The organism is Pikeienuella piscinae (assembly GCF_011044155.1).
In the GTDB taxonomy this organism is placed as follows: Bacteria; Pseudomonadota; Alphaproteobacteria; order Rhodobacterales; family Rhodobacteraceae; genus Pikeienuella; species Pikeienuella piscinae.
The window spans coordinates 2236358-2254914 of record NZ_CP049056.1 but is presented as its reverse complement, the minus strand read 5'-3'; the positions used below and the strand labels follow the sequence as shown (position 1 = coordinate 2254914).

Genomic DNA, 18557 nt, shown 5'->3' with positions numbered 1-18557 from the left:
TTCCGGCCCTCTCCGATTCGTTTCGATCAATCGGCGTCGCGTTTCCCATGGTGATGGCGGTGCTGTTTCGCCGCGGTCGCCTCCTCCTTGGTCACGCGGCCGTCGCCATCGGCGTCCATCCGCTCGAACATGCCCTTGTGGCGACCTTTGCGCTTCGCCGCCATCTCTGTCGGATCAACGCCGCCGTCGCCATTCGCGTCAAGCTTCGCGAACCGCGTTTCGGCGCGTTTCGCGGCGCGCTCGGCGGCATGGGCTTTCATTTCGTCGGCCGAGATCATTCCGTCGCCGTCGGTGTCGACAGCGGAGAAGCGAGCCGCCTGCGCCGCCTCCACCTCGGCCATGTCGATCGCGCCGTCCTCGTTGGCGTCCAGTCGCGTGAACATGCGCTCGATCATTTCCGCCCGCCGTTCGGCGCGGTCATGACGCCCGTGGTCGCCGTCATTGGCCAGAGCGACTCCGTAGGCGGCGGCGGCGGTCGCTGCGATCAGGGCGGCGCTCGAAAGGGTCTTCGCGGTCTTCTTCATCTCGATCTCCATTCACCAGGGGCTTCAGCGCCCCTTGCATGAGGTCTTACGCCGCCGCTCCCGGGTTCCGTCGCAAGGCGTCGGTTCGGCGCCACAGCGACATGGCGCCGCAAGACAAATGGCGCCGTCGAATGCATTTTCGAAGCAGCGTATTTCTGCGGGATGAAAGACATGCCCGAACATTCCGACCTCGCCCCTCGCCCGCTCGGCGCCGCCCTCGCCAAGGGCTGGCGGCGACGTTGTCCGCGCTGCGGCGGCGGCCAGCTATTCGACGGTTATCTCGCAGTGCGCGACAATTGCGACATCTGCGGCGAGGCGCTGTATCATCATCGTGCGGACGATGCGCCAAGCTGGCTCACAATTCTCGTCACCGGGCACTTGGTCGCGCCGCTGATGATCATCGCCTACCAGCTCAACGTGTTGCCGGACTGGTCGCATGCGGTGATCTGGCCGGTGGTCGCGCTGACCCTCGTGATCGTCCTGCTGCCGCGGGTCAAGGGCGGCATCGTCGCATTTCAATGGGCGAACAGGATGCACGGTTTCGAAACCGCGCTGCCCGATACAGGGTCCTGACCGCGGCTCCCTCCGTCGGCGCGCGTTCTTTTGCCGCTGGACAGCGCGCGCCGGCTGATGATTATCAGCCGCATGACTGAGATCAAATCCCCTCGCCACGCTGCGACGCTTGTCCTCATCCGCGACACCCCCGCCGGGCCGCGCGTCCTGATGGGACAGCGCGGGGCGGGCGCAGCCTTCATGCCCTCGAAATACGTGTTTCCGGGCGGTGCCGTAGATGACGCGGATCACGCGCTGGCGCCCCGGTTCGACGTGCATGAAGCGGATGAGGAGCGCCTGCGCGCCCGCGCCGACCCGGCGGTGACGCCAGCCGCGCTCGCGCTCGCCGCGCTTCGCGAAACCTGGGAGGAGACAGGGCTTGCGCTCGGCTCCCCGGACTCCGGAGCGGCGGCGCTGGCGAAGTCCGCAGCGGGTGACTGGCGCGGCTTCTTCGCCTCAGGACTTCGCCCGGCCACCACCGGGATCCGGTTCATTTTCCGCGCGATCACGCCGCCGGCGCGCTCGCGCCGGTTCGATGCGCGGTTCTTTCTGGCTGACGCGGGGCTGATCGCCGGCGATCCTGACGATCTCAGCAACGCGGACGGTGAACTCGCTCATCTGCGCTGGCTGACGCTGGCCGATGCGCGCTCGCTTGACCTGCCGTTCATCACCGAAGTGGTGCTGTCCGAGGTCGAGGCGCGGTTGAAGGCGCCCGATATGCCGCGTCCGACGCCGTTCTTCCATCATGATGAGGGGCGTTCGCACCTCGACCACCTCTGATGGAAGCGATGCCCCCGGCGACCGGCGATCCGGTTGCGCCGGAAGCTCCGTCCGGGCGGGCGCGGGGAATGATCGCCGCCATCGCCGCGGTCTCGATATTCGCGTTCGGACTCTCGCTCTCGCTGCCGCTTTTCTCGATCCTGCTGGAGCGGATGGGCGCCTCCGGCGTCGCCATCGGGCTCAACACGGCGGCGGCGGCGGTAGCGGTCGTGCTTGGCGGCGCCGCCCTTCCGTTCGCGCTTCAGCGCGTTTCGCTGCCGGGGTTGATGGCGCTCGGAATTGCCGTGATGGCGTCGCTTCTGCTGATCTTTCCGCTCGTCCCGAATATCTGGGTCTGGATGGGCCTGCGCTTCGTCTTCGGTTTCGCCGCTGTCGCGCTGTTCTTCTGTTCGGAAATCTGGATCGTTTCCGCCGCACCGCCCGGGAAGCGCGGGCTGGCGATCGGAGTCTACGGGGTATTCCTTTCGATCGGTTTTTTCGCCGGCCCGGCGCTTTTGAAACTGATCGGCACGGCGGGCTACACGCCCTTCGTCGCCGGCGCCGCGATCTCGCTTCTCGCCGCGCCGCCGGTTCTGTTCGCCTGGCGCGACCGGCCGAATCTGGCTGGGACCGGCGACGGCGCCTCTCTCGGTGATGTATTCCGCTTCTTCCGGGCCGATCCCGCGATTCTCTGGGCGGTTAGCCTCTTCGGGACGATCGAGATGGGCGCGATGGGCCTTTTCCCGGTCTGGGCGCTGCGCACAGGCGTCGACGAGCAGGCGGCGCTGACCTTGGTCGCTCTGATCGCCGCCGGCAATGTGGTGATGCAGATTCCGATGGGCTGGGTCGGGGACCGGCTGGACCGGCGTCGCCTCCTCGGTTTTTGCGCGCTTGTCTCATGCGCCGCCGCGGCGCTTTTCCCGGCGCTCGCCGGCTCGACCTGGGCGCTTTGGGTCACCACAGCGATCTGGGGCGGGCTCGTCGTCGGGCTCTACACATTCGCGCTCAATGAGCTTGGCTCGCGGTATTCGGGGGCCGAACTGGCGCGCGCCACAGGGGCGTTGATGTCCGCCTACGGGCTTGGCGCGCTTCTGGCGCCGCCGCTTCTGGGCGCGGCGATGGATATGGTTCCGCCGCACGGCATGTTCTTTTTGCTGGCGGCCGCCTCTGCGGCCTATGTCGCGCTCCTCGCGCTCCGGCCGCGGCGGATCTGATCGCGGCGCCCGGCAGCCCTTGACTCGGGTGCGTCGGAGAGTAGATAGGGCGCTCGAAATTCCCCCGCCGCGCGGCGGGCGAACGCCGCGCGCCGAAGGAGAGATGAAATGGCGAAACCGACGACCGTCAAGATCCGGCTCAATTCCACCGCCGGAACCGGACATTTCTACGTGACCAAGAAGAACTCCCGCACCATGACCGAGAAGATGGCGGTGCGAAAATATGATCCGGTCGCGCGCAAGCATGTCGAGTACAAGGAAGGCAAGATCAAGTAAGCGCTTGATCCGGTCGATCCGATCGAAGGGCGCCGGGGACGGCGCCCTTTCGCGTTTCTGGAGCGGATATTTTCAACAGTAGGAACAAGTGAAAGAATCGTCGTTCCTGTATTACTAGTAAAATACGCCGCAGGCTTGTTGCAATCAGCGGAGCGCCGATTAGGTTGCGCGCGATACATCGGATTGTCGCGAGAGGGGCCGAGGATGCCCGAGGACATGATCAAGGCGCCCCCCGCCGGCGTTTTCGCCGAAACCGTGCTTTCGGTGACGCATTACACCGACCGGCTCTTCGCCTTCCGCACCGAGCGGCCCGCCAGCTTTCGGTTCCGTTCCGGCGAGTTCGTGATGATCGGGCTGGAGATTGAGGGCAAGCCGCTCTACCGCGCCTATTCCATCGCCTCGCCGTCCTGGGACGACGAGCTGGAATTCTTCTCGATCAAGGTGGAGAATGGACCGCTGACCTCGGTTCTTCAGCATATCCGCCCCGGTGAACGGCTGCTGATGCGGAAGAAGCCCACCGGGACGCTGGTCAATGACGCGCTGTTGCCCGGAAAACGCCTCTACATGCTTTCGACCGGCACCGGCATCGCTCCTTTCGTTTCGTTGATTCGCGATCCCGAGACCTATGAGAAATTCGAAAGCGTCATCCTCACCCACACCTGCCGCGACGTCGCCGAACTGGCCTACGGCCATGACATCGTGGCGGCGACAAGGGCCAACGAGTTGCTGGGTGAGATGGCGACGGAACAATTGATCCATGTGCCCGCAACGACGCGGGAGGATTATCCGACCAGGGGTCGGATCACCACCCGGATTGAGGATGGCTCGCTCTTCGCTGGGCTCGGCGTTCCCGCGCTCGATCCGGAAACCGACCGGGTGATGATCTGCGGGTCGATGGACATGCTCCGCGACTGCAAGGCGCTTTGCGAGGCGGCGGGGCTGAACGAGGGCGCAAACAACAAACCGGGCGAGTTCGTCGTCGAGCGGGCTTTTGTCGACTGACGCCAGCGGGCTCGGTCCTGGCTCGAAATAATCCTAAAATCGCCTTCTCTCGGCGCCATCCGCGTCGTAGATTCGCCCAAATTTACCTTTACGTAAAGGTTATCAGGCGACGGCGGCCATGGGGCGGCCGCAAGGCGCCGATAAGGGGCGAAACGGGGTGGGACCCACATTCCCTTGTGCGTGTGAGTAGAGTGACCGTGAGTGCGTATATCGCGCTTCCGCCTGTCATGGCGGAGGCGCGATTTGTTCTCAGTAACTGCAATCGCGATAAAGCCCGGCGAAATCCTTGTTCCATTCGCCGTCGAACCGACGCAGCAATTCCTCCGCAGGGGTCTCGCCGGTCTCGGCGATGTCCTTCAGCGCGTTCAGGAAATGCGTCTCGTCCGATAACATTCCACCCGCTCCCTGGCGCGCCCGCGCCTTCAGTCCGGCTTCGGAGATCGCCAGCGTCTCTCTCGCGATCTCCAGCGCCGACCGGCCGGCGACCTCTGCCTTGAGTCCCTTCACCGAGACATCGACGCGGAAGGCTTCGCGCTCCTCCGCGCGCCAGCGTTTGGCGATATCCCAGGCGGCGTCGAGCGCGGTCTCGTCGTAGATCAGCCCGACCCAGAAAGCCGGAAGCGCGCAGATCCGCCGCCAGGGCCCGCCATCGGCGCCGCGCATCTCGATGAATTTCTTCAGCCGCGCTTCGGGAAAGATCGTCGTCAGATGATCGGCGAAATCCGAGAGCGTCGGGATCTCGCCCGGCAGCGCCGGCAGCCGACCATTCAGGAAATCGCGGAAGGACTGGCCGAGCGCGTCGATGTATTTCCCATCACGATAGACGAAATACATCGGCACATCGAGCACGTAGTCGACATAACGCTCGAATCCGAACCCGTCCTCGAAGACGAAGGGCAGCATGCCGGTGCGCGCGTCGTCGAGCCCGCGCCAGACCCGGCTTCGCCAGCTCAGATGGCCGTTCTTCTCGCCATCGAAAAACGGCGAATTGGCGAAGAGCGCGGTCGCGACCGGCTGAAGCGCCAGCGCGACGCGGAGCTTTTTCACCATGTCCGCCTCGGAGGCGAAGTCGAGATTCACCTGCACCGTGCAGGTCCGGTACATCATCTGCGTGCCGTGCGTGCCGACCCGGCCCATGTAATCCGTCATCAGACGGTAGCGGCCCTTCGGCATCATCGGCATCTCGTCGGCGCGCCAGTCGGGCGAAGCGCCGAGGCCGATGAAGCCAGCGCCGATCCGGTCGGCGACGCTTTTGACCTCGGCGAGATGTTCGTTCACTTCGTCGCAGGTCTGATGGATCGTCTCCAGCGGCGCGCCGGAAAGCTCAAGCTGCCCGCCCGGCTCGAGGCTGACATTCGCGCCGTCCTTTTCGAGGCCGATGATGTTCCCGGCTTCCTCCACCGGCGCCCAGCCGAAGCCGTCCCGCAGCCCCTCAAGCATGGCGCGGATCGAACATTCGCCCTCATAGGGGAGCGGTTTGCGCCTTTCGAGGCAATAGCCGAATTTCTCGTGCTCAGTGCCGATCCGCCATTCGGATTTCGGCTTCGACCCGGCTTCGAGATAGGCGGCGAGCTGGCCCAGATTCTCGATCGGGCCGCCGCCCTGCTGCGGGATGGACATGGCGCTTCTTCCTTCATTTTCAGGCCGAACCGCGCCGACCACGTGACCGGAGTTAATCCGCGGCGTCGCCGTGGGCAAGTGCGGTGAAGGTTGGCGCCGGCTCGCGGCGCCAGATCGTCAACTCACCGTGAGCCCCGTGAAGCGTGCTGAGCGCGCGGGTTGGCGCGAAGCCGGGAAGGGCGGCGAAGGCGTCGATCAACCCGCCGGCGCCCTCCGCGGCGGCCGGGATCGTCAGCGGCGCGGCGGACTCAGGCGACCAGAGCCGCCAGACAGCGCCGCCTTCTTCCGCGCCGATCGCGATGCGGCCGATCTCGTCAAGCGCGAGCACGCCGCCCGCATAGGGCCCGAAATAGCTGATGCGCCTCTCGTCGATCGAGACCACGCCCGGCGCCTCGGCCCGCGCGGCGGCCAGCGCAGAAAGGAGTGCGGAGCGCGTCAGCCAGAGCCCGACCATGCCCCAGAGCAGCATGAGTGCGGCGCGAACGGCGCCGGGGCCGTAGAGCCAGAACAGACCGGCGAGCGTGAGCGCGGCCCAGAGCGTGGTCTCCCGCCAGCGCAGCGCGGCGGCGGCGACCTTTGGGCGGATGAAACTCATCGCCAGTCGCCGAGCGCGGACTGCCAGAGCGTCATCGCCGCCACGGCGGCGGTGTCCGCCCGGAGGATACGTGGGCCGAGCGCAACGGGATGGGCGGAGGGCAGGGCGCGAAGCCGCGAAGCTTCCTCTGGCGCGAAACCGCCCTCGGGGCCGATCAGGATCGCCCAGGGGCCGGGCGCGGCGCCCTCGAGCGCCGGGCCGGAGCCCGCCAAAGTCTCGTCGCAGAACATGATCCGGCGCGCCGGGTTCCAGCGGTCGAGCGCGCGATCCAGCCGTTCGGCCGGCGCGACATCGGGAACGGAGAGATGCCCGCATTGCTCCGCCGCCTCGATGCAATGCGCCCTGAGGCGGGCCTCGTTCACCCTTTCCGCGTTGGTGAAGCGGGTGAAGACCGGGCAGAGCCGGCGCGCGCCCATCTCGGCGGCCTTCTCGGCGATGAAATCCGTCCGCGCCTTCTTGATCGGGGCGAAGAGCAGCCAGAGGTCCGGCGGCTCTGTCTGCGGGCGAAGCCGCTCTTTGGCCGTCATTTCACCCCCACGCCGGCCGGCGGAGACCAGCCGCGCGCGCCATTCGCCGTCCTTTCCGTTGAAAAGCGACGCCTCGGCCCCCGGGGCGAGGCGCATGACGTTGGAGAGATAATGCGCCTGATCGCGATTGAGCGCGACAGATGCGCCGGGGGCGAGCGCCCCTTCCACAAAGAGCCTGATTTTCGGCGCGTCTCGTGTCATGAGGCGAGTATGACCGATCATTTTCCTGGCGCCAGCCCCGACACTGAAACCGCCGTTTCCGCATCCAATGACGGCCGCGTCGCCGACGCGACGGCGCGGAACTGGGTCGACCGGTTCACGCCGCGCCCGCTGCGGCCCTGGCTGCGGTTGTCGCGCGCCGACCGGCCGGCCGGGACGTGGCTGCTGCTGCTGCCTTGCTGGCAGTCTCTGGCGCTGGCCATCGCCGCGACGGACTGGCGCATCGACGATTTCTGGCTGTTTCTCGCCATGGGGCTCGGCGCTTTCCTGATGCGGGGCGCCGGCTGCACCTGGAACGACATCACCGACCGGAACATCGACGGGAGCGTCGAGCGCACCCGCTCCCGCCCGATCCCTTCGGGGCAGGTCACGGCGTGGGGCGCGGCGGTCTGGATGGTGGCGCAGGCGCTGGCCGCTCTCGTGATTCTGCTGACCTTCAACGATTTCGCGATCACGCTCGGCATCGTCGCGCTGCTGCCGGTGGCGATCTACCCCTTCATGAAGCGGGTGACGTACTGGCCGCAGATCTTCCTCGGCCTCGCCTTCAACTGGGGGGCGCTGATGGGGTGGGCGGCGCATACCGGCGGGCTGTCGGCGGCGCCGGTCATTCTCTATCTCGCCGGCATCGCCTGGACGCTGCATTACGACACGATCTACGCCCATCAGGACAAGGAGGACGACGCGCTGATCGGGGTCAAATCGACGGCGTTGCTCTTCGGCGGGCGGACGCGGAGATATCTCGTCGGCTTCGCCGCGCTAGCGGCGCTCGGCGCCGGTCTCGCGGCGGTGCTGGCGCTATCCGGCCCGTCGCTCGCCGTCGCGCTGGCGGGCGTCGCCGCCTATGGCGCCCATCTCGCCTGGCAGCTCTGGCGGCTCGATATCGACGATGTGGAAACCTGCCTGAAGCTGTTCCGGAGGAACCGGGACACCGGGCTGATTCTGCTCGCTGGGTTTCTGGCGGCGGGGTTTGTTTGAGGGAGGAGGCCATAACCATGGTTATGGGGATTTTAGCATTGATTTTATTGATAAAATCAGAATTAGTCGTATTTGGGGCGTTTAAGAGTCCGCATCGTGTCGACGAAGGCGACCGTCTAGATCGCGACGGCGGCGCAGCTGCGGAGTTGACTCTTTAAGCCCTTTTTAGTTCCCATTCGCGATGCTCATTTCGGAAGAAATATATGACTACGTCTTATTTATTGATGAGGCCGGCGATGATGGCCTTCATCGGGTGCTTCCCATTGACGAGAATGGTGCAAGCGAATGGCTGACAATTGGCGGATTGCTCATTCGAGCCGAAAATGAACGGAAGCTTGTCGATTGGGTCAAGGAAGTTCGCTATGAAATCAACGCAAGGCAAGGTCCGGCACTCCATTTTCGAAATTTGAGCCCGACAAAGAAGCGTGCAGCATGCGACACGCTCGCAAAGATGCCTGTCCGAGACTTTTGCGTATGTTCTAACAAAAAGAACATGCGGGGGCACCGAAATGAGCGTGCCGCCACGCGAGGTGGCAAGCAGTGGTTTTACAACTACTGCGTTCGCCTCCTTATGGAGAGGGTCACTGATTTCTGCCTATTGGATGCGATCAAGCGGCATGGAGAGCCGCGCTTTCTACGGGTCGTATTTAGTGAGCGAGGCGGGCACTCCTACGGTCAAACGACAGCATATTGGGAAGTATTGAAGAACCAGAGCAGCGCAGGAACCACCTTCCTTGCGAAGCGCGAGATAAAGCACCAGGTGCTCAGCTTCCGACTGGTGGATTATGTTCCGCATACGCAAAACGCCGGGTTGCAACTGGCGGACGTAATTGCCAGCGCTTTCTTTCAAGCCGCCAACACCCTCAGTGCAAAGTGGGACACTGCGCCCGCCAAAGCTCTTGAACCAAGGATGGCAGCTGAGCGTGGACTTATCGCCGACTACGGCCTGGTATTACAGCCCTCTCCTCCCTCCGCCGCGACCCTGACCGACAATCAGGAGATCATCTTTAGACATTACGGATACGCGATCTAGGCGCGTGGGCCCCGGACCCTAATTGCGTGCTGTCTGTAGGCCACCATCCATCGGGTGGCCGTCCAACATGCCGTCAAACCTACTGATGTGGTTTGACAAGGGTAACTTCCGGCGTCTCCCACGCAATTCACGGTAGCACAGATTGGAGAGCGGACGGGTTGCGACACCTTGACTCACGCGTCCCGGTCATCCACCGGACGCCTCCACAGCTACCAGCCAGCCCAATCAGGACCACGCGCCCGTGCATCCGCTCATTTGCGCGCGCCGTATTCTCGCTTGAGGTCGCGGTCGCGTCTACGCCCGGCCTTTCCCGCCTCAGGCCCCTACTGCAAATCCGAAAACGCCCCCGCGATGCGGTCCATCGCGTCCTCCACCATGGCGCGGGGACAGGCGAAATTGAGGCGCATGAAGCGGGCGCCGCCGGGGCCGAAGCTGGCGCCGTGGTTGCATATGACCTTGGCGTCATGCTCGAAGCGGCGGATGATCTCCGCGTCCTCCATGCCGGTGCCGGAGAAATCCAGCCAGCTCAGATAGGTGGCGTCGAGCTTGACCGAGGTGACGCCGGGCAAGCGTTCGGCGACCTGCCGGTCGATGAAATCGCGGTTGCCCTTCAGGTAGACGAGCAGCGCGTCGAGCCATTCATCGCCGCCGGCATAGGCCGCCGTCGCCATCAGGTAGCCGAAGCGGTTGCTCGCCATCATTCCGCAGCGCTCCATCTGCCGTTGAAAGCGGCGACGGAGAGACGGGTCGGAGATGATCGCGTTGCCGGTGTGCCCGCCGGCGAGGTTGAAGGTCTTCGATGACGAGGTGAAGGTGATGGTGTGCGCCGCGATCTCGGGAGAGATATCGGCCATCACGGTGTGCGGGCCGTCGAAGACCAGATCGTGATGAATCTCGTCCGAGACGATCAGGATGTCGCGCTCCATGCAGAAATTCGCCAGCGCCTCCAATTCCGCCTTCGTCCATACCCGGCCGGCGGGGTTGTGCGGCGAGCAGAGGATCAACATCCGGGTCTTCGCGTCGACCGCGTTCGCCAGCCCGTCGAGATCCATCTCGTAGCGCCCGTCTCGATAGGCGAGAAGGTTGCCGACGACATGGCAACCGTTGTTGCGGACCGCCGGCGCGAACGGGTGATAGATCGGCTGTTGCAGAATCACCCCGTCGCCGGGCCGACAAAAGGCCTGGATCGCGAGGTTGACCCCGTTGACGATGCCCGCGGTGGTCAAGATCCAGCTTTCCTCGATGGACCAGCCGTGGCGACGCTGCATCCAGCCCTTGATCGCCGCGAGGTAATCGGACGGGTCGCCGTAGTAGCCGTGGACGCCATGCTCGACCGCCGCGCGGAGCGCGTCGTTCACCACCGGAGGGGCTTCGAACTCCATATCCGCCACCCACATCGGCAGGGCGCCGACCGCATGGGCGCCGAAGCGGGAGGCGAGCCCGTCCCATTTCACGGAATGGGAGCCGAGGCGGGTGATCTGGCGGTCAAAGTCGAAGCTCGTCACGGCGGGTCCTCTCTCGCGGGGGAATCTGGGGTGTCGGATCAGCGTCCGCCTCTTTTCGGCCGAAAACGGGGCTGACCGCAAGCATTCCGAATTTTCATTCGAATCAATGTGGTCTAGAATAGACGCCTCGGGGGTGTGGAGTACGTATGGTCATGGTTTTCAATGGTAAGACGCGCGGGATGCTCGCGCGCTTTTTCGCCGATCGCGGGGGCGCCGCCACGGCGGACTGGGTCGTGCTGACTTCGGTCGTGGTGGTTATCGGCGTGGCGACGATCTATTTCGTCCTCGGACCGGAGGGCGGCTTCACCAATCTGATCAATTCGATGAGCAGCGAGGTCGATCAGGCGGGCGCCAACATGGAGGGCGTGGCCGCCAGCGGCGCAAGCGCGATTCCCGGCTCCGGCGACTGAAGCCTTCGCGGCGTCTAGGCATCCATCGCTCGCCGGCCTGGCGGGATCAGCGGTGGCGCGGCGTTCAGCGCTTCAACGGAGAACCCGGCGGTTTTCTTGTATTCGGCGGCGAGGGCGCGCCGCTCCTCCAGCGGCATCACCGCTTCGATATCGTCGAAGGCGCCGCCCGAGCGCTGTTTGACGATCTCCAGCACATAATCCGGGCCGGCGCCCCGATTGGCGGCGATCACCTTGGCCATGCGGGGGCGCATCTCTGCTTCATAGTCGCGCAGCGCGGCGGGGCCGACGCCATGGTCGAGGAACGCCCGGCCGAGCCGGCGCGCGTCGACAATAGCCTGTGAGGCGCCGTTGGAGCCGGTCGGATACATGATATGCGCGGCGTCGCCGATCAGTGTGACGCGTCCCGTGGTCCAGAAGGGCAGCGGGTCGCGGTCCACCATCGGGTACTCGAAGATCGCCTTCGCGCCCCGAATCAGAGCCGGAATATCGATCCAGTCGAAGCGCCAGTCGCGGAACCAGTCGATGAAATCCGTCGCCGGGGCCTCGCGTCTCCAGTCCTCGCGCGCCCAGCCATGGGTGGGGTCGAAGGCGCGCTCCGCGATCCAGTTGATCAGAACCTCGCCGCGCTCGTCCGGCCCGCTGATCGGGTAGGTGACGAATTTCTGGCTGTAATCGCCGATCATCGCCATCGTGTTGGTTTCGGCGAAGGGGCGGGCGCGCGTCGCGCCGCGCCAGAGAATTGCGCCGGCCCAGATCGGCGGGCCTTCATCGGGGTGCATCCGCGCGCGAACAGTGGAATGGAGCCCGTCGGCGCCGATAAGGACGCCGCCGCGCCGTTCGCCCGCATCGGTCTCCAGCACCGCTTCGCCGCCCTCGGTTCTGAAGGCGCGGCCCTTGAGCCCGGTCTCGATCGCGTCCGCGCCGAGCCGCTCCAGCACCGTGCGATAGAGCAGCATCTGCAATTCGCCGCGATGGACGGAATATTGCGGCCAGCGGTAGCCGGCGTCGAGGCCGCGCGGCTCACGCCAGACCTCGCGCCCGTTGGCGGCGACCATGGTGAGTTCCGCCGTCCTGACGCCGATCCGCTCCAGCGGCGGGCCGAGGCCGAGAGCGATCAGTTCCCGCACCGCGTTCGGTTGCAGGTTGATGCCGACGCCGAGCGGCTTCACCTCGCGGGCCTGTTCGACGAGCCGGCAGGGGAGCCCGATCTGATGGCAGGTGAGCGCCAGCGTTAGGCCGCCGATTCCGGCGCCGGAAATCAGGATGGTCATTGCGATGCGCTCCCGTGTTTTTCGGAGCGTATCGCCACGCCACGGCTTGCGCGAGGGCGACGGTCCGGTCCTGATGTGGAAAACCGGATGGAGGAATCATGTTTCTGCAAGAGAAGCTCTTGAAGGCGGCGGCGGGGAACGCCCCGGTCAGGGTCTGCCTGATCGGGGCCGGCAAGTTCGGCTCGATGTTCCTCAGCCAGGTTCCGACGACGCCGGGTCTGGTCGTGACGCGGATCGCCGATCTTCGCCCTGACGCCGCCCGCTCCGCCTGCCGCACGGTCGGGTGGGACGAGGCGCGGGTCGATGCGGTGAAGATCTCGGATGACGCGCCGTCGGCGCTGGCGGCCGACGATGTCGATGTAGTGGTGGAGGCCACGGGCAATCCGCATGCCGGCGTGCGCCACGCCCGCGCCGCCATCGCCGCCGGCAAGCATGTCGTGATGGTGAATGTGGAGGCGGATGTTTTCGCCGGCGCGGCGCTTGCCCGCGAAGCGCGGGCGGCGGGGATGGTCTATTCGATGGCCTATGGCGACCAGCCGGCGCTGACGGCGGAAATCGTCGACTGGGCGCGCTCCTGCGGGTTCGATGTGGTCTGCGCCGGAAAGGGCACAAAATATCGCCCCCACTACCACCAGTCGACGCCGGAGACGGTCTGGGAATACATGGGGTTCGACCCGGATCAGGCGGTGCGTGACGGTATGAACCCGAGAATGTTCAACTCTTTCACCGATGGCACCAAGTCGTCGCTGGAGATGGCGGCGATCGCCAACGCCTGCGGCCTGACGCCGCCGGCGGACGGGCTGCTCTTTCCGCCCTGCGGGGTGGACGATCTGGCGCACATATTGCGGCCGGCCTCCGAAGGCGGGGTGCTTGAGGCGAAGGGCATGGTGGAGACGGTGTCGTCGGAGGAGCGCGACGGGCGACCGGTGTTTCGCGATTTGCGCTGGGGGGTTTACGCGGTTTTCGAGGCCCCGAACGATTACGCTGCGGGGTGCTTTCGCCAATACGGCATGAATACCGACGCGAGCGGGCGCTACTCGGCGATGTACAAGCCCTTCCACCTGATCGGGATGGAGTTGAACGTCTCGATCCTCTCGGCCGCCCTTCTCGGGCAGGCGACGGGAGAGACGCGCGCTTTCAACGGCGACGTGGTCGCCACCGCCAAGCGCGACCTGACGGCGGGCGAGACCCTGGACGGCGAAGGCGGCTATTGCGTCTGGGGCAAGCTGGTTCCTGCGGCGCGCTCGGTGAGGGAGGCTCTGCTGCCGATCGGGCTTGCGGACCGGGTGAAGCTGGCGCGCGACGTGAAGGCGGGCGCGACGCTCGGCTATGCAGACGTCGCGATCCCCGAGGATAACGATGTCGCCGCCTATCGCCGCGCGATGGAGCGAACGAACGCCTGAAATCAGCCTGAAATCAGTCGGCGCGGAACCTTTCGATGACCGCCATGTCCGGCTCGAAGCCGAGCCCCTCGCCTGTCGGCAGCGCGATCTCGCCGCCGTCGGGTAGTGGGATGGAGGGAGAAAGCCAGGCGTCCGCCTCGATATGCAGGAATTCGAACATGCCGCCCTCGCCGGCCGCCATCAGGTGCGCGCTGGCCCAGTAGCCGGGGCCGAAATAGGGGCAGTGCGGCATCACGTCGCGCTGCGCGGCGCGCGCGAGATCGGCGACTTTCAGGTATTCGGAGACGCCGCCGACCTTGGTGACTGAGGGTTGCGGGAAGTTCACCGCCTCCACGATCCGCGCGAAGGGTTGCGCGGTGCCGGCGTTCTCGCCCGAGGCGAGCGGCACGCCGAATTCGCGGCCGAGCGCGGCGAGCCGGTCGGTGTCGTCTGGCGGCCAGATCGGCTCCTCGACCCAGTGGAGGCCGAGGGCCTTCATCTCCGGCAGCAGCTTCCGGGTCTCGTCCTCGGACCAGTTGCAGTTCACGTCGGTCATCAGTTTCGTATCGGAGGCGCCGCGCCGCCCGGCTTCGATATTCGGGAGGGTGATCTCATGCAGTTTCACCGCGCCGTAGCCCTGATCGGCGGCCATCCGCGCCCGCGCCTCGACCATCGCCGGGTCGCCATAGCGAACGAGGCTGGCGTAGGCGGGAAATCGCTCGCGTTTCGCCCCGAGCAAGTCCGCGAGGCGCAGGCGCTTTCGTTTCGCGGCGAGATCCCAGAGCGCGATGTCGACGCCGGAAATCGCGAAGAGGACGACGCCGAAGCGGCCCTGAATGTGGAGCTTTCGTTGCAGGCAGCCGGTGAAGCCGGCGACATCCTCCACCTCCGCGCCGATGACGAGCGGGAACACCATGTCGTTGAGCGCCGCCAGAACGGCGGTCCGGCAGGAATAGGCGAACGCCTCGCCCCAGCCGACGAAGCCGTCATCCGTCTCGAGCCGGACGAGGGTGATCTCCAGCCGGTCCCATTTGCTCGGCATCAGCCCGGCGCCCGCGCCGCCGCCATCCGAGAACGGAATGGAGAGCGCGATGGTCTCGGCCTTCACGATCCGCATTGTTTCCCTCCAGCGTCTTCCGGCAGCCTAACGGCGTGGCGCGCGGGATCAAATCCTATCGCTGACCATGCGCGAAACCTTCGAAAGGCGGTGCGACCCCGGCGGGAGCGGAACGCCAGTATTGCTTCGGGCCGCGCACTGTCGCGCCGAGCGCCGCCGCCGCGTGCCAGGGCCAGCGCGGGTTCCAGAGCATGGCGCGGGCGAGAGCGATGGCGTCGGCCTCGCCCGAAGCGATGATCGCCTCGGCCTGTTCCGGCTTCGTGATCAGGCCGACGGCGATGACAGGCAGTTCGACCGCATCCTTCACCGCCTTCGCCAGGTGCACCTGATAACCGGGGCCGAGCGGGATCTTCTGTTCGGTGGAGACCCCTCCGGAGGAAACGTGAACGGCGGCGCAGCCGGCGGCTTTCAACGCCCGGCAGAGCGTCAGGATATCCTCAATGGAAAGCCCGCCCTCAACCCAGTCGGAGGCGGAGACCCGGACCCAGATCGGGCGATCCACCGGGAAGGCGGCGCGCACCGCTTCGAATATCTCGACGGGGAAGCGCATCCGCCCCTCGATGGCGCCGCCATAAGCGTCATCCCGGCGGTTCGAAAGCGGCGAGAGGAACTGATGGAGAAGATAGCCATGCGCCATGTGCAGTTCGATGGCGTCGATCCCGATGCGCGCGGAACGCTCCGCGGCGGTTGCGAAATCCACCTTCACCCGCTCCATTCCTGCCTCGTCGAGCGCTTCGGGCGGCGCGTCCCCGGCGGCGTGGGGGATGGCGGAGGGCGCGACGGTGAGCCAGCCGCCCTCCTCATCGGGCCGGATCTGCGCGCCGCCCTCGAAGGGCGAGCGGGAGGACGCCTTGCGGCCGGCATGGCCAAGCTGGATCGCGACGGGGATCGGCGAGATCGACCGGATCGCCGTCAGAACCCGCGCCAGCCCGGCCTCGTTCGCATCGGAATAGAGCCCGAGATCGCGTGGCGAAATTCGGCCCTCGGCGCTCACCGCCGTCGCCTCCAACGTCAGCAGCCCGGCCCCGGAAAGCGCGAGATGCCCGAGATGGACCATGTGCCAGTCTGCGGCGGTCCCATCCGCGACCGCGTATTGGCACATTGGCGCGACGATCACGCGGTTCTCAAGCGTCAACTCGCCAAGGGCGAGCGGTTCGAAAAGTCTGCTCATCGGGGAAGGTCCTTTAATGCTGCAGCGTGAGCCAGACCGCGCCGGCGCCAGCAATCGCGCCCAGAGCGAGCCAGACAAGGGCGCGGCCCTTGTTCGGTTTCGTCGGCACCGGTTCCGTCGTCTCCGACAATCGCACCAGCCGCTCCGCGAGTTCGGGAAGGCGTGGAGCGATGCGCGACAGGGTCGTCAGCGTCATGCGCGCGTCGCGCAGGACGGCTTTCGGGCCGAGATTGTCGCGCATCCAGAGCTCGACCACCGGACCGGCGGCGGACCAGATATTCGCGTTCGGATCGAGCGAGCGCGCCACCCCTTCCACCACCACCATCGAACGCTGGAGGAGGATGAGCTGGGTCTGCGTCTCCATCCCGAAGCGCTCCGTAACCTCGAACAGATGCGAGAGCAGCCGCGCCATCGAGATGCGCGAGGCGTCCTGCCCGAAGATCGGCTCGCCGATTGCGCGGAGCGCCTGCGCGAACTGGTCGACATCGCGGTCGGCAGGCACATAGCCGGCCTCGAAATGCACTTCGGCGACGCGGTGGTAGTCCCTCTTGAGAAAGCCCAGAAGGATCTCGGCGTAGTAGCGGCGCGTCACCCGGTCGATCCGGCCCATGATACCGAAATCGAGCGCGAGGATGTCGCCGTTCGGCGCGATCTTGAGATTCCCCTGATGCATGTCGGCGTGCCAGAACCCGTCGCGGAGCGCCTGCAGGAGGAAGATCTGGATCACCCGTTCGGCGAGGCCGACCAGATCGTGCCCCGCCGCCGCCAGCGCCTCCGGCTCGCCGATCGGGACGCCCTCGACCCAGCCGGCGGTCATCACGCGTCGCGCCGAGAGCGGCCAGATGATATCCGGCACCCTGAAGCCCTCGTCGTCCTTCACGTTGTCGGCGAACTCGGACGCCGCAGAGGCTTCGAGGCGCAAGTCCATCTCGGCCGCCACCACGCCCTCGAAATGGTCCACCACGGCGCGGGGCCGGAGGCGTTTCGCCTGCGGGGCCGCCCATTCCATGATCCGGGCGATCATGTGGAAGGCGGCGATGTCTTTTCGGAACTGCTTCTCGATCGCCGGGCGAAGAATCTTGACCGCCAGCTTGCGCCCGGTCTCCCGGTCGATCGCGGGGTGGACCTGCGCGATGGATGCGGCGGCGATCGGGGGGGCGAACTCGGCGAAGATTTCCTCGACCTCGCGGCCGAGCGCGTCGCGCACCGCCTTGCGCGCCTCCGCCATCGGGAAGGGCGGCAGCTTGTCCTGCAGCGTGCGCATGTCGCGGGCGAGTTCGGGGCCGATCACGTCCGGGCGGGTCGAGAGAATCTGGCCGAGCTTGATATAGGCCGGACCGAGCGCGTTGATCGCCCGCGCCACCGGGGGGAGGGAGGCGTCGCCCTTCATGCCGACGATCAGCCCCGGCGCGGTGATGAACATCAGCGGGGCGGACAGGCGCCGCGGCGCGCCCGCCGCTTCGAGCACCCGCTCCATCGCGCCGGTCTTGCGGAAGGTCGCGGCGACCCGCGCGAGCCGCCAGAGATTGGGTCCGAGTTCAAGAAGGAAGCGCAGCATCAGAGGCGCCAGCCCGAATGGATCGCCGCGACGCCGAGCGTCTGGTTGCGCCAGGCGACGCGGCCGAAGCCGGCCGCGCGAACCATCGACGCGAAGCTTTCCTGATCCGGAAACTTGCGGATCGATTCCACAAGATACTGGTAGCTTTCACGATCCCCCGCGATGGCCTGCCCCATGCGCGGGATTACGTTGAACGAATAGAGGTCATAGGCCCGGCGAATCAGCGGCGGATCCACCCGGCTGAATTCAAGGCAGAGAAACCGTCCGCCGGGTTTCAGGACGCGATAAGCCTCCGCCAGCGCGGCGTCGATCTTCGTGACGTTCCTTATGCCGAAGGCGATGGTGTAGGTGTCGAAGCTGCGGTCGGCGAACGGCAGTTTCATGGCGTCTCCGCAGACCCAGGTGAGCGCGTGTGACAGGCTCTCCGCCTCCGCGCGCTTGCGGCCCTCGACCAGCATCGGCGCGGTCATGTCGCATATTGTCGCTTCGCCGTCCCCCTTCAGCCGATCGAGTACGCGAAAGGCGATATCGCCGGTGCCGCCGGCGACGTCGAGCAGCTTCATCCCGGGGCGCGGGGCGAGCCAGTCGATCAGACCCTCCTTCCAGAGCCGATGGATGCGGAGCGACATCACATCGTTCATCACGTCATATTTCGACGCGACCGATGAAAAGACGCCGTGGACGAGCCCGGCCTTGTCGGGCGCGGGCACGTCGCGGAAGCCGAAATGTGTGGTTTCATCCGGGGACGCGTCCGCCCGTCCGGTCTCGCTCTCATCTGCCATAACGCGCTACATAGCCGTCTTCGCCAGTCGCCGCTACGCCCCAGAAGCGGCGCTGCGCCGCAGGG

At 66.0% G+C, this 18557-nt stretch carries 19 protein-coding genes; 9 read left to right on the top strand and 10 right to left on the bottom strand.

Features of this window, described 5'->3' with window-relative positions; translation table 11 throughout:
- Positions 1–26 precede the first annotated feature (26 nt).
- Positions 27–524: a CREC-EF hand family protein gene (locus tag G5B40_RS10870; protein WP_165098422.1), complete on the bottom strand. Its 498-nt coding sequence runs from the start codon at positions 522–524 to the stop codon at positions 27–29.
- A gap of 171 nt (positions 525–695) precedes the next feature.
- On the opposite strand from G5B40_RS10870, the gene G5B40_RS10865 reads away from it, so the two are divergent.
- The 5 genes from G5B40_RS10865 (at position 696) to G5B40_RS10845 (ending at position 4327) form a co-directional block, all read left to right on the top strand.
- Positions 696–1097 (top strand): DUF983 domain-containing protein, encoded by a 402-nt coding sequence (locus tag G5B40_RS10865; protein WP_246209469.1) that lies wholly within the window; start codon positions 696–698, stop codon positions 1095–1097.
- A 72-nt stretch (positions 1098–1169) separates the two neighbouring features.
- Positions 1170–1856, top strand: coding sequence for an NUDIX hydrolase (locus tag G5B40_RS10860; RefSeq protein WP_165098417.1), 687 nt, complete (start codon positions 1170–1172; stop codon positions 1854–1856).
- Between the two features lie 8 nt (positions 1857–1864).
- Positions 1865–3049: an MFS transporter gene (locus G5B40_RS10855; RefSeq protein WP_211907317.1), complete on the top strand. Its 1185-nt coding sequence runs from the start codon at positions 1865–1867 to the stop codon at positions 3047–3049.
- 108 nt (positions 3050–3157) lie between these two features.
- A complete protein-coding gene (rpmG, locus tag G5B40_RS10850) occupies positions 3158–3325 on the top strand; it encodes a 50S ribosomal protein L33 (RefSeq protein WP_165098413.1) in 168 nt (55 codons plus the stop codon).
- A 204-nt stretch (positions 3326–3529) separates the two neighbouring features.
- Positions 3530–4327, top strand: coding sequence for a ferredoxin--NADP reductase (locus G5B40_RS10845; protein WP_165098411.1), 798 nt, complete (start codon positions 3530–3532; stop codon positions 4325–4327).
- Positions 4328–4576: 249 nt separating this feature from the next.
- On the opposite strand, the gene G5B40_RS10840 is transcribed toward G5B40_RS10845, so the two are convergent.
- Genes G5B40_RS10840 through G5B40_RS10830 form a run of 3 tightly spaced genes read right to left on the bottom strand, consistent with a single transcriptional unit; the run spans position 4577 to position 7270 of the window.
- The gene (locus G5B40_RS10840) at positions 4577–5947 is read right to left on the bottom strand and encodes a glutamate--cysteine ligase (RefSeq protein ID WP_165098408.1); all 1371 of its coding nucleotides are present in this window, start codon (positions 5945–5947) and stop codon (positions 4577–4579) included.
- Between the two features lie 52 nt (positions 5948–5999).
- A complete protein-coding gene (locus tag G5B40_RS10835; RefSeq protein ID WP_165098405.1) occupies positions 6000–6542 on the bottom strand; it encodes a hypothetical protein in 543 nt (180 codons plus the stop codon).
- Entirely contained in the window at positions 6539–7270 is a 732-nt protein-coding gene (locus tag G5B40_RS10830) for a 16S rRNA (uracil(1498)-N(3))-methyltransferase (RefSeq protein ID WP_165098402.1), read from the bottom strand. Before G5B40_RS10830 ends, G5B40_RS10835 begins: the two co-directional genes overlap by 4 nt.
- Positions 7271–7279: 9 nt before the next feature.
- Here G5B40_RS10830 and ubiA point away from each other — a divergent pair, with 9 nt between their 5' ends.
- Together ubiA and G5B40_RS10820 are read left to right on the top strand one after the other, a co-directional pair.
- Entirely contained in the window at positions 7280–8263 is a 984-nt protein-coding gene (gene ubiA / locus G5B40_RS10825) for a 4-hydroxybenzoate octaprenyltransferase (RefSeq protein ID WP_165098399.1), read from the top strand.
- Between the two features lie 181 nt (positions 8264–8444).
- A complete protein-coding gene (locus tag G5B40_RS10820) occupies positions 8445–9296 on the top strand; it encodes a DUF3800 domain-containing protein (RefSeq protein WP_165098396.1) in 852 nt (283 codons plus the stop codon).
- Between the two features lie 323 nt (positions 9297–9619).
- Here the strand turns inward: G5B40_RS10820 and G5B40_RS10815 are convergent, their stop codons facing one another.
- Positions 9620–10801 carry a MalY/PatB family protein gene (locus tag G5B40_RS10815; protein ID WP_165098393.1) on the bottom strand — a complete coding sequence of 394 codons (1182 nt, stop codon included), beginning with the start codon at positions 10799–10801 and terminating at the stop codon, positions 9620–9622.
- Between the two features lie 146 nt (positions 10802–10947).
- Here G5B40_RS10815 and G5B40_RS10810 point away from each other — a divergent pair, with 146 nt between their 5' ends.
- Positions 10948–11211: a hypothetical protein gene (locus G5B40_RS10810; protein ID WP_165098390.1), complete on the top strand. Its 264-nt coding sequence runs from the start codon at positions 10948–10950 to the stop codon at positions 11209–11211.
- A 14-nt stretch (positions 11212–11225) separates the two neighbouring features.
- On the opposite strand, the gene G5B40_RS10805 is transcribed toward G5B40_RS10810, so the two are convergent.
- Positions 11226–12482, bottom strand: a complete 1257-nt coding sequence (locus G5B40_RS10805) for a flavin-dependent oxidoreductase (protein ID WP_165098387.1) — start codon at positions 12480–12482, stop codon at positions 11226–11228.
- A gap of 98 nt (positions 12483–12580) precedes the next feature.
- Between G5B40_RS10805 and G5B40_RS10800 the strand changes: the two genes are divergently transcribed.
- Positions 12581–13885, top strand: coding sequence for an NAD(P)H-dependent oxidoreductase (locus G5B40_RS10800; protein WP_165098385.1), 1305 nt, complete (start codon positions 12581–12583; stop codon positions 13883–13885).
- A gap of 13 nt (positions 13886–13898) precedes the next feature.
- On the opposite strand, the gene G5B40_RS10795 is transcribed toward G5B40_RS10800, so the two are convergent.
- From G5B40_RS10795 to ubiE, 4 genes are read right to left on the bottom strand one after another with little or no spacing between them, the layout of a single operon-like run.
- A complete protein-coding gene (locus G5B40_RS10795; protein ID WP_165098383.1) occupies positions 13899–14981 on the bottom strand; it encodes a mandelate racemase/muconate lactonizing enzyme family protein in 1083 nt (360 codons plus the stop codon).
- Positions 14982–15036: 55 nt separating this feature from the next.
- Positions 15037–16152, bottom strand: a complete 1116-nt coding sequence (locus G5B40_RS10790; RefSeq protein WP_165098381.1) for an NADH:flavin oxidoreductase/NADH oxidase — start codon at positions 16150–16152, stop codon at positions 15037–15039.
- A 13-nt stretch (positions 16153–16165) separates the two neighbouring features.
- The gene (ubiB, locus tag G5B40_RS10785; RefSeq protein WP_165098379.1) at positions 16166–17710 is read right to left on the bottom strand and encodes a 2-polyprenylphenol 6-hydroxylase; all 1545 of its coding nucleotides are present in this window, start codon (positions 17708–17710) and stop codon (positions 16166–16168) included.
- A complete protein-coding gene (ubiE, locus tag G5B40_RS10780) occupies positions 17710–18492 on the bottom strand; it encodes a bifunctional demethylmenaquinone methyltransferase/2-methoxy-6-polyprenyl-1,4-benzoquinol methylase UbiE (protein ID WP_165098377.1) in 783 nt (260 codons plus the stop codon). Before ubiE ends, ubiB begins: the two co-directional genes overlap by 1 nt.
- Positions 18493–18557 lie beyond the last annotated feature (65 nt).

Bases quoted from the DNA above. Each gene is read 5' to 3' on its own strand.
- G5B40_RS10860 (WP_165098417.1), top strand. From the start codon at position 1,170: ATGACTGAGATCAAATCCCCTCGCCACGCTGCGACGCTTGTCCTCATC.
- G5B40_RS10795 (WP_165098383.1), bottom strand. From the start codon at position 14,981: ATGCGGATCGTGAAGGCCGAGACCATCGCGCTCTCCATTCCGTTCTCG.
- G5B40_RS10865 (WP_246209469.1), top strand. From the start codon at position 696: ATGCCCGAACATTCCGACCTCGCCCCTCGCCCGCTCGGCGCCGCCCTC.
- G5B40_RS10790 (WP_165098381.1), bottom strand. From the start codon at position 16,152: ATGAGCAGACTTTTCGAACCGCTCGCCCTTGGCGAGTTGACGCTTGAG.
- ubiA (WP_165098399.1), top strand. From the start codon at position 7,280: ATGACCGATCATTTTCCTGGCGCCAGCCCCGACACTGAAACCGCCGTT.
- G5B40_RS10845 (WP_165098411.1), top strand. From the start codon at position 3,530: ATGCCCGAGGACATGATCAAGGCGCCCCCCGCCGGCGTTTTCGCCGAA.
- G5B40_RS10835 (WP_165098405.1), bottom strand. From the start codon at position 6,542: ATGAGTTTCATCCGCCCAAAGGTCGCCGCCGCCGCGCTGCGCTGGCGG.
- G5B40_RS10830 (WP_165098402.1), bottom strand. From the start codon at position 7,270: ATGACACGAGACGCGCCGAAAATCAGGCTCTTTGTGGAAGGGGCGCTC.
- G5B40_RS10800 (WP_165098385.1), top strand. From the start codon at position 12,581: ATGTTTCTGCAAGAGAAGCTCTTGAAGGCGGCGGCGGGGAACGCCCCG.
- rpmG (WP_165098413.1), top strand. From the start codon at position 3,158: ATGGCGAAACCGACGACCGTCAAGATCCGGCTCAATTCCACCGCCGGA.
- G5B40_RS10840 (WP_165098408.1), bottom strand. From the start codon at position 5,947: ATGTCCATCCCGCAGCAGGGCGGCGGCCCGATCGAGAATCTGGGCCAG.
- G5B40_RS10805 (WP_165098387.1), bottom strand. From the start codon at position 12,482: ATGACCATCCTGATTTCCGGCGCCGGAATCGGCGGCCTAACGCTGGCG.
- ubiB (WP_165098379.1), bottom strand. From the start codon at position 17,710: ATGCTGCGCTTCCTTCTTGAACTCGGACCCAATCTCTGGCGGCTCGCG.
- G5B40_RS10870 (WP_165098422.1), bottom strand. From the start codon at position 524: ATGAAGAAGACCGCGAAGACCCTTTCGAGCGCCGCCCTGATCGCAGCG.
- G5B40_RS10820 (WP_165098396.1), top strand. From the start codon at position 8,445: ATGCTCATTTCGGAAGAAATATATGACTACGTCTTATTTATTGATGAG.
- ubiE (WP_165098377.1), bottom strand. From the start codon at position 18,492: ATGGCAGATGAGAGCGAGACCGGACGGGCGGACGCGTCCCCGGATGAA.
- G5B40_RS10855 (WP_211907317.1), top strand. From the start codon at position 1,865: ATGCCCCCGGCGACCGGCGATCCGGTTGCGCCGGAAGCTCCGTCCGGG.
- G5B40_RS10810 (WP_165098390.1), top strand. From the start codon at position 10,948: ATGGTCATGGTTTTCAATGGTAAGACGCGCGGGATGCTCGCGCGCTTT.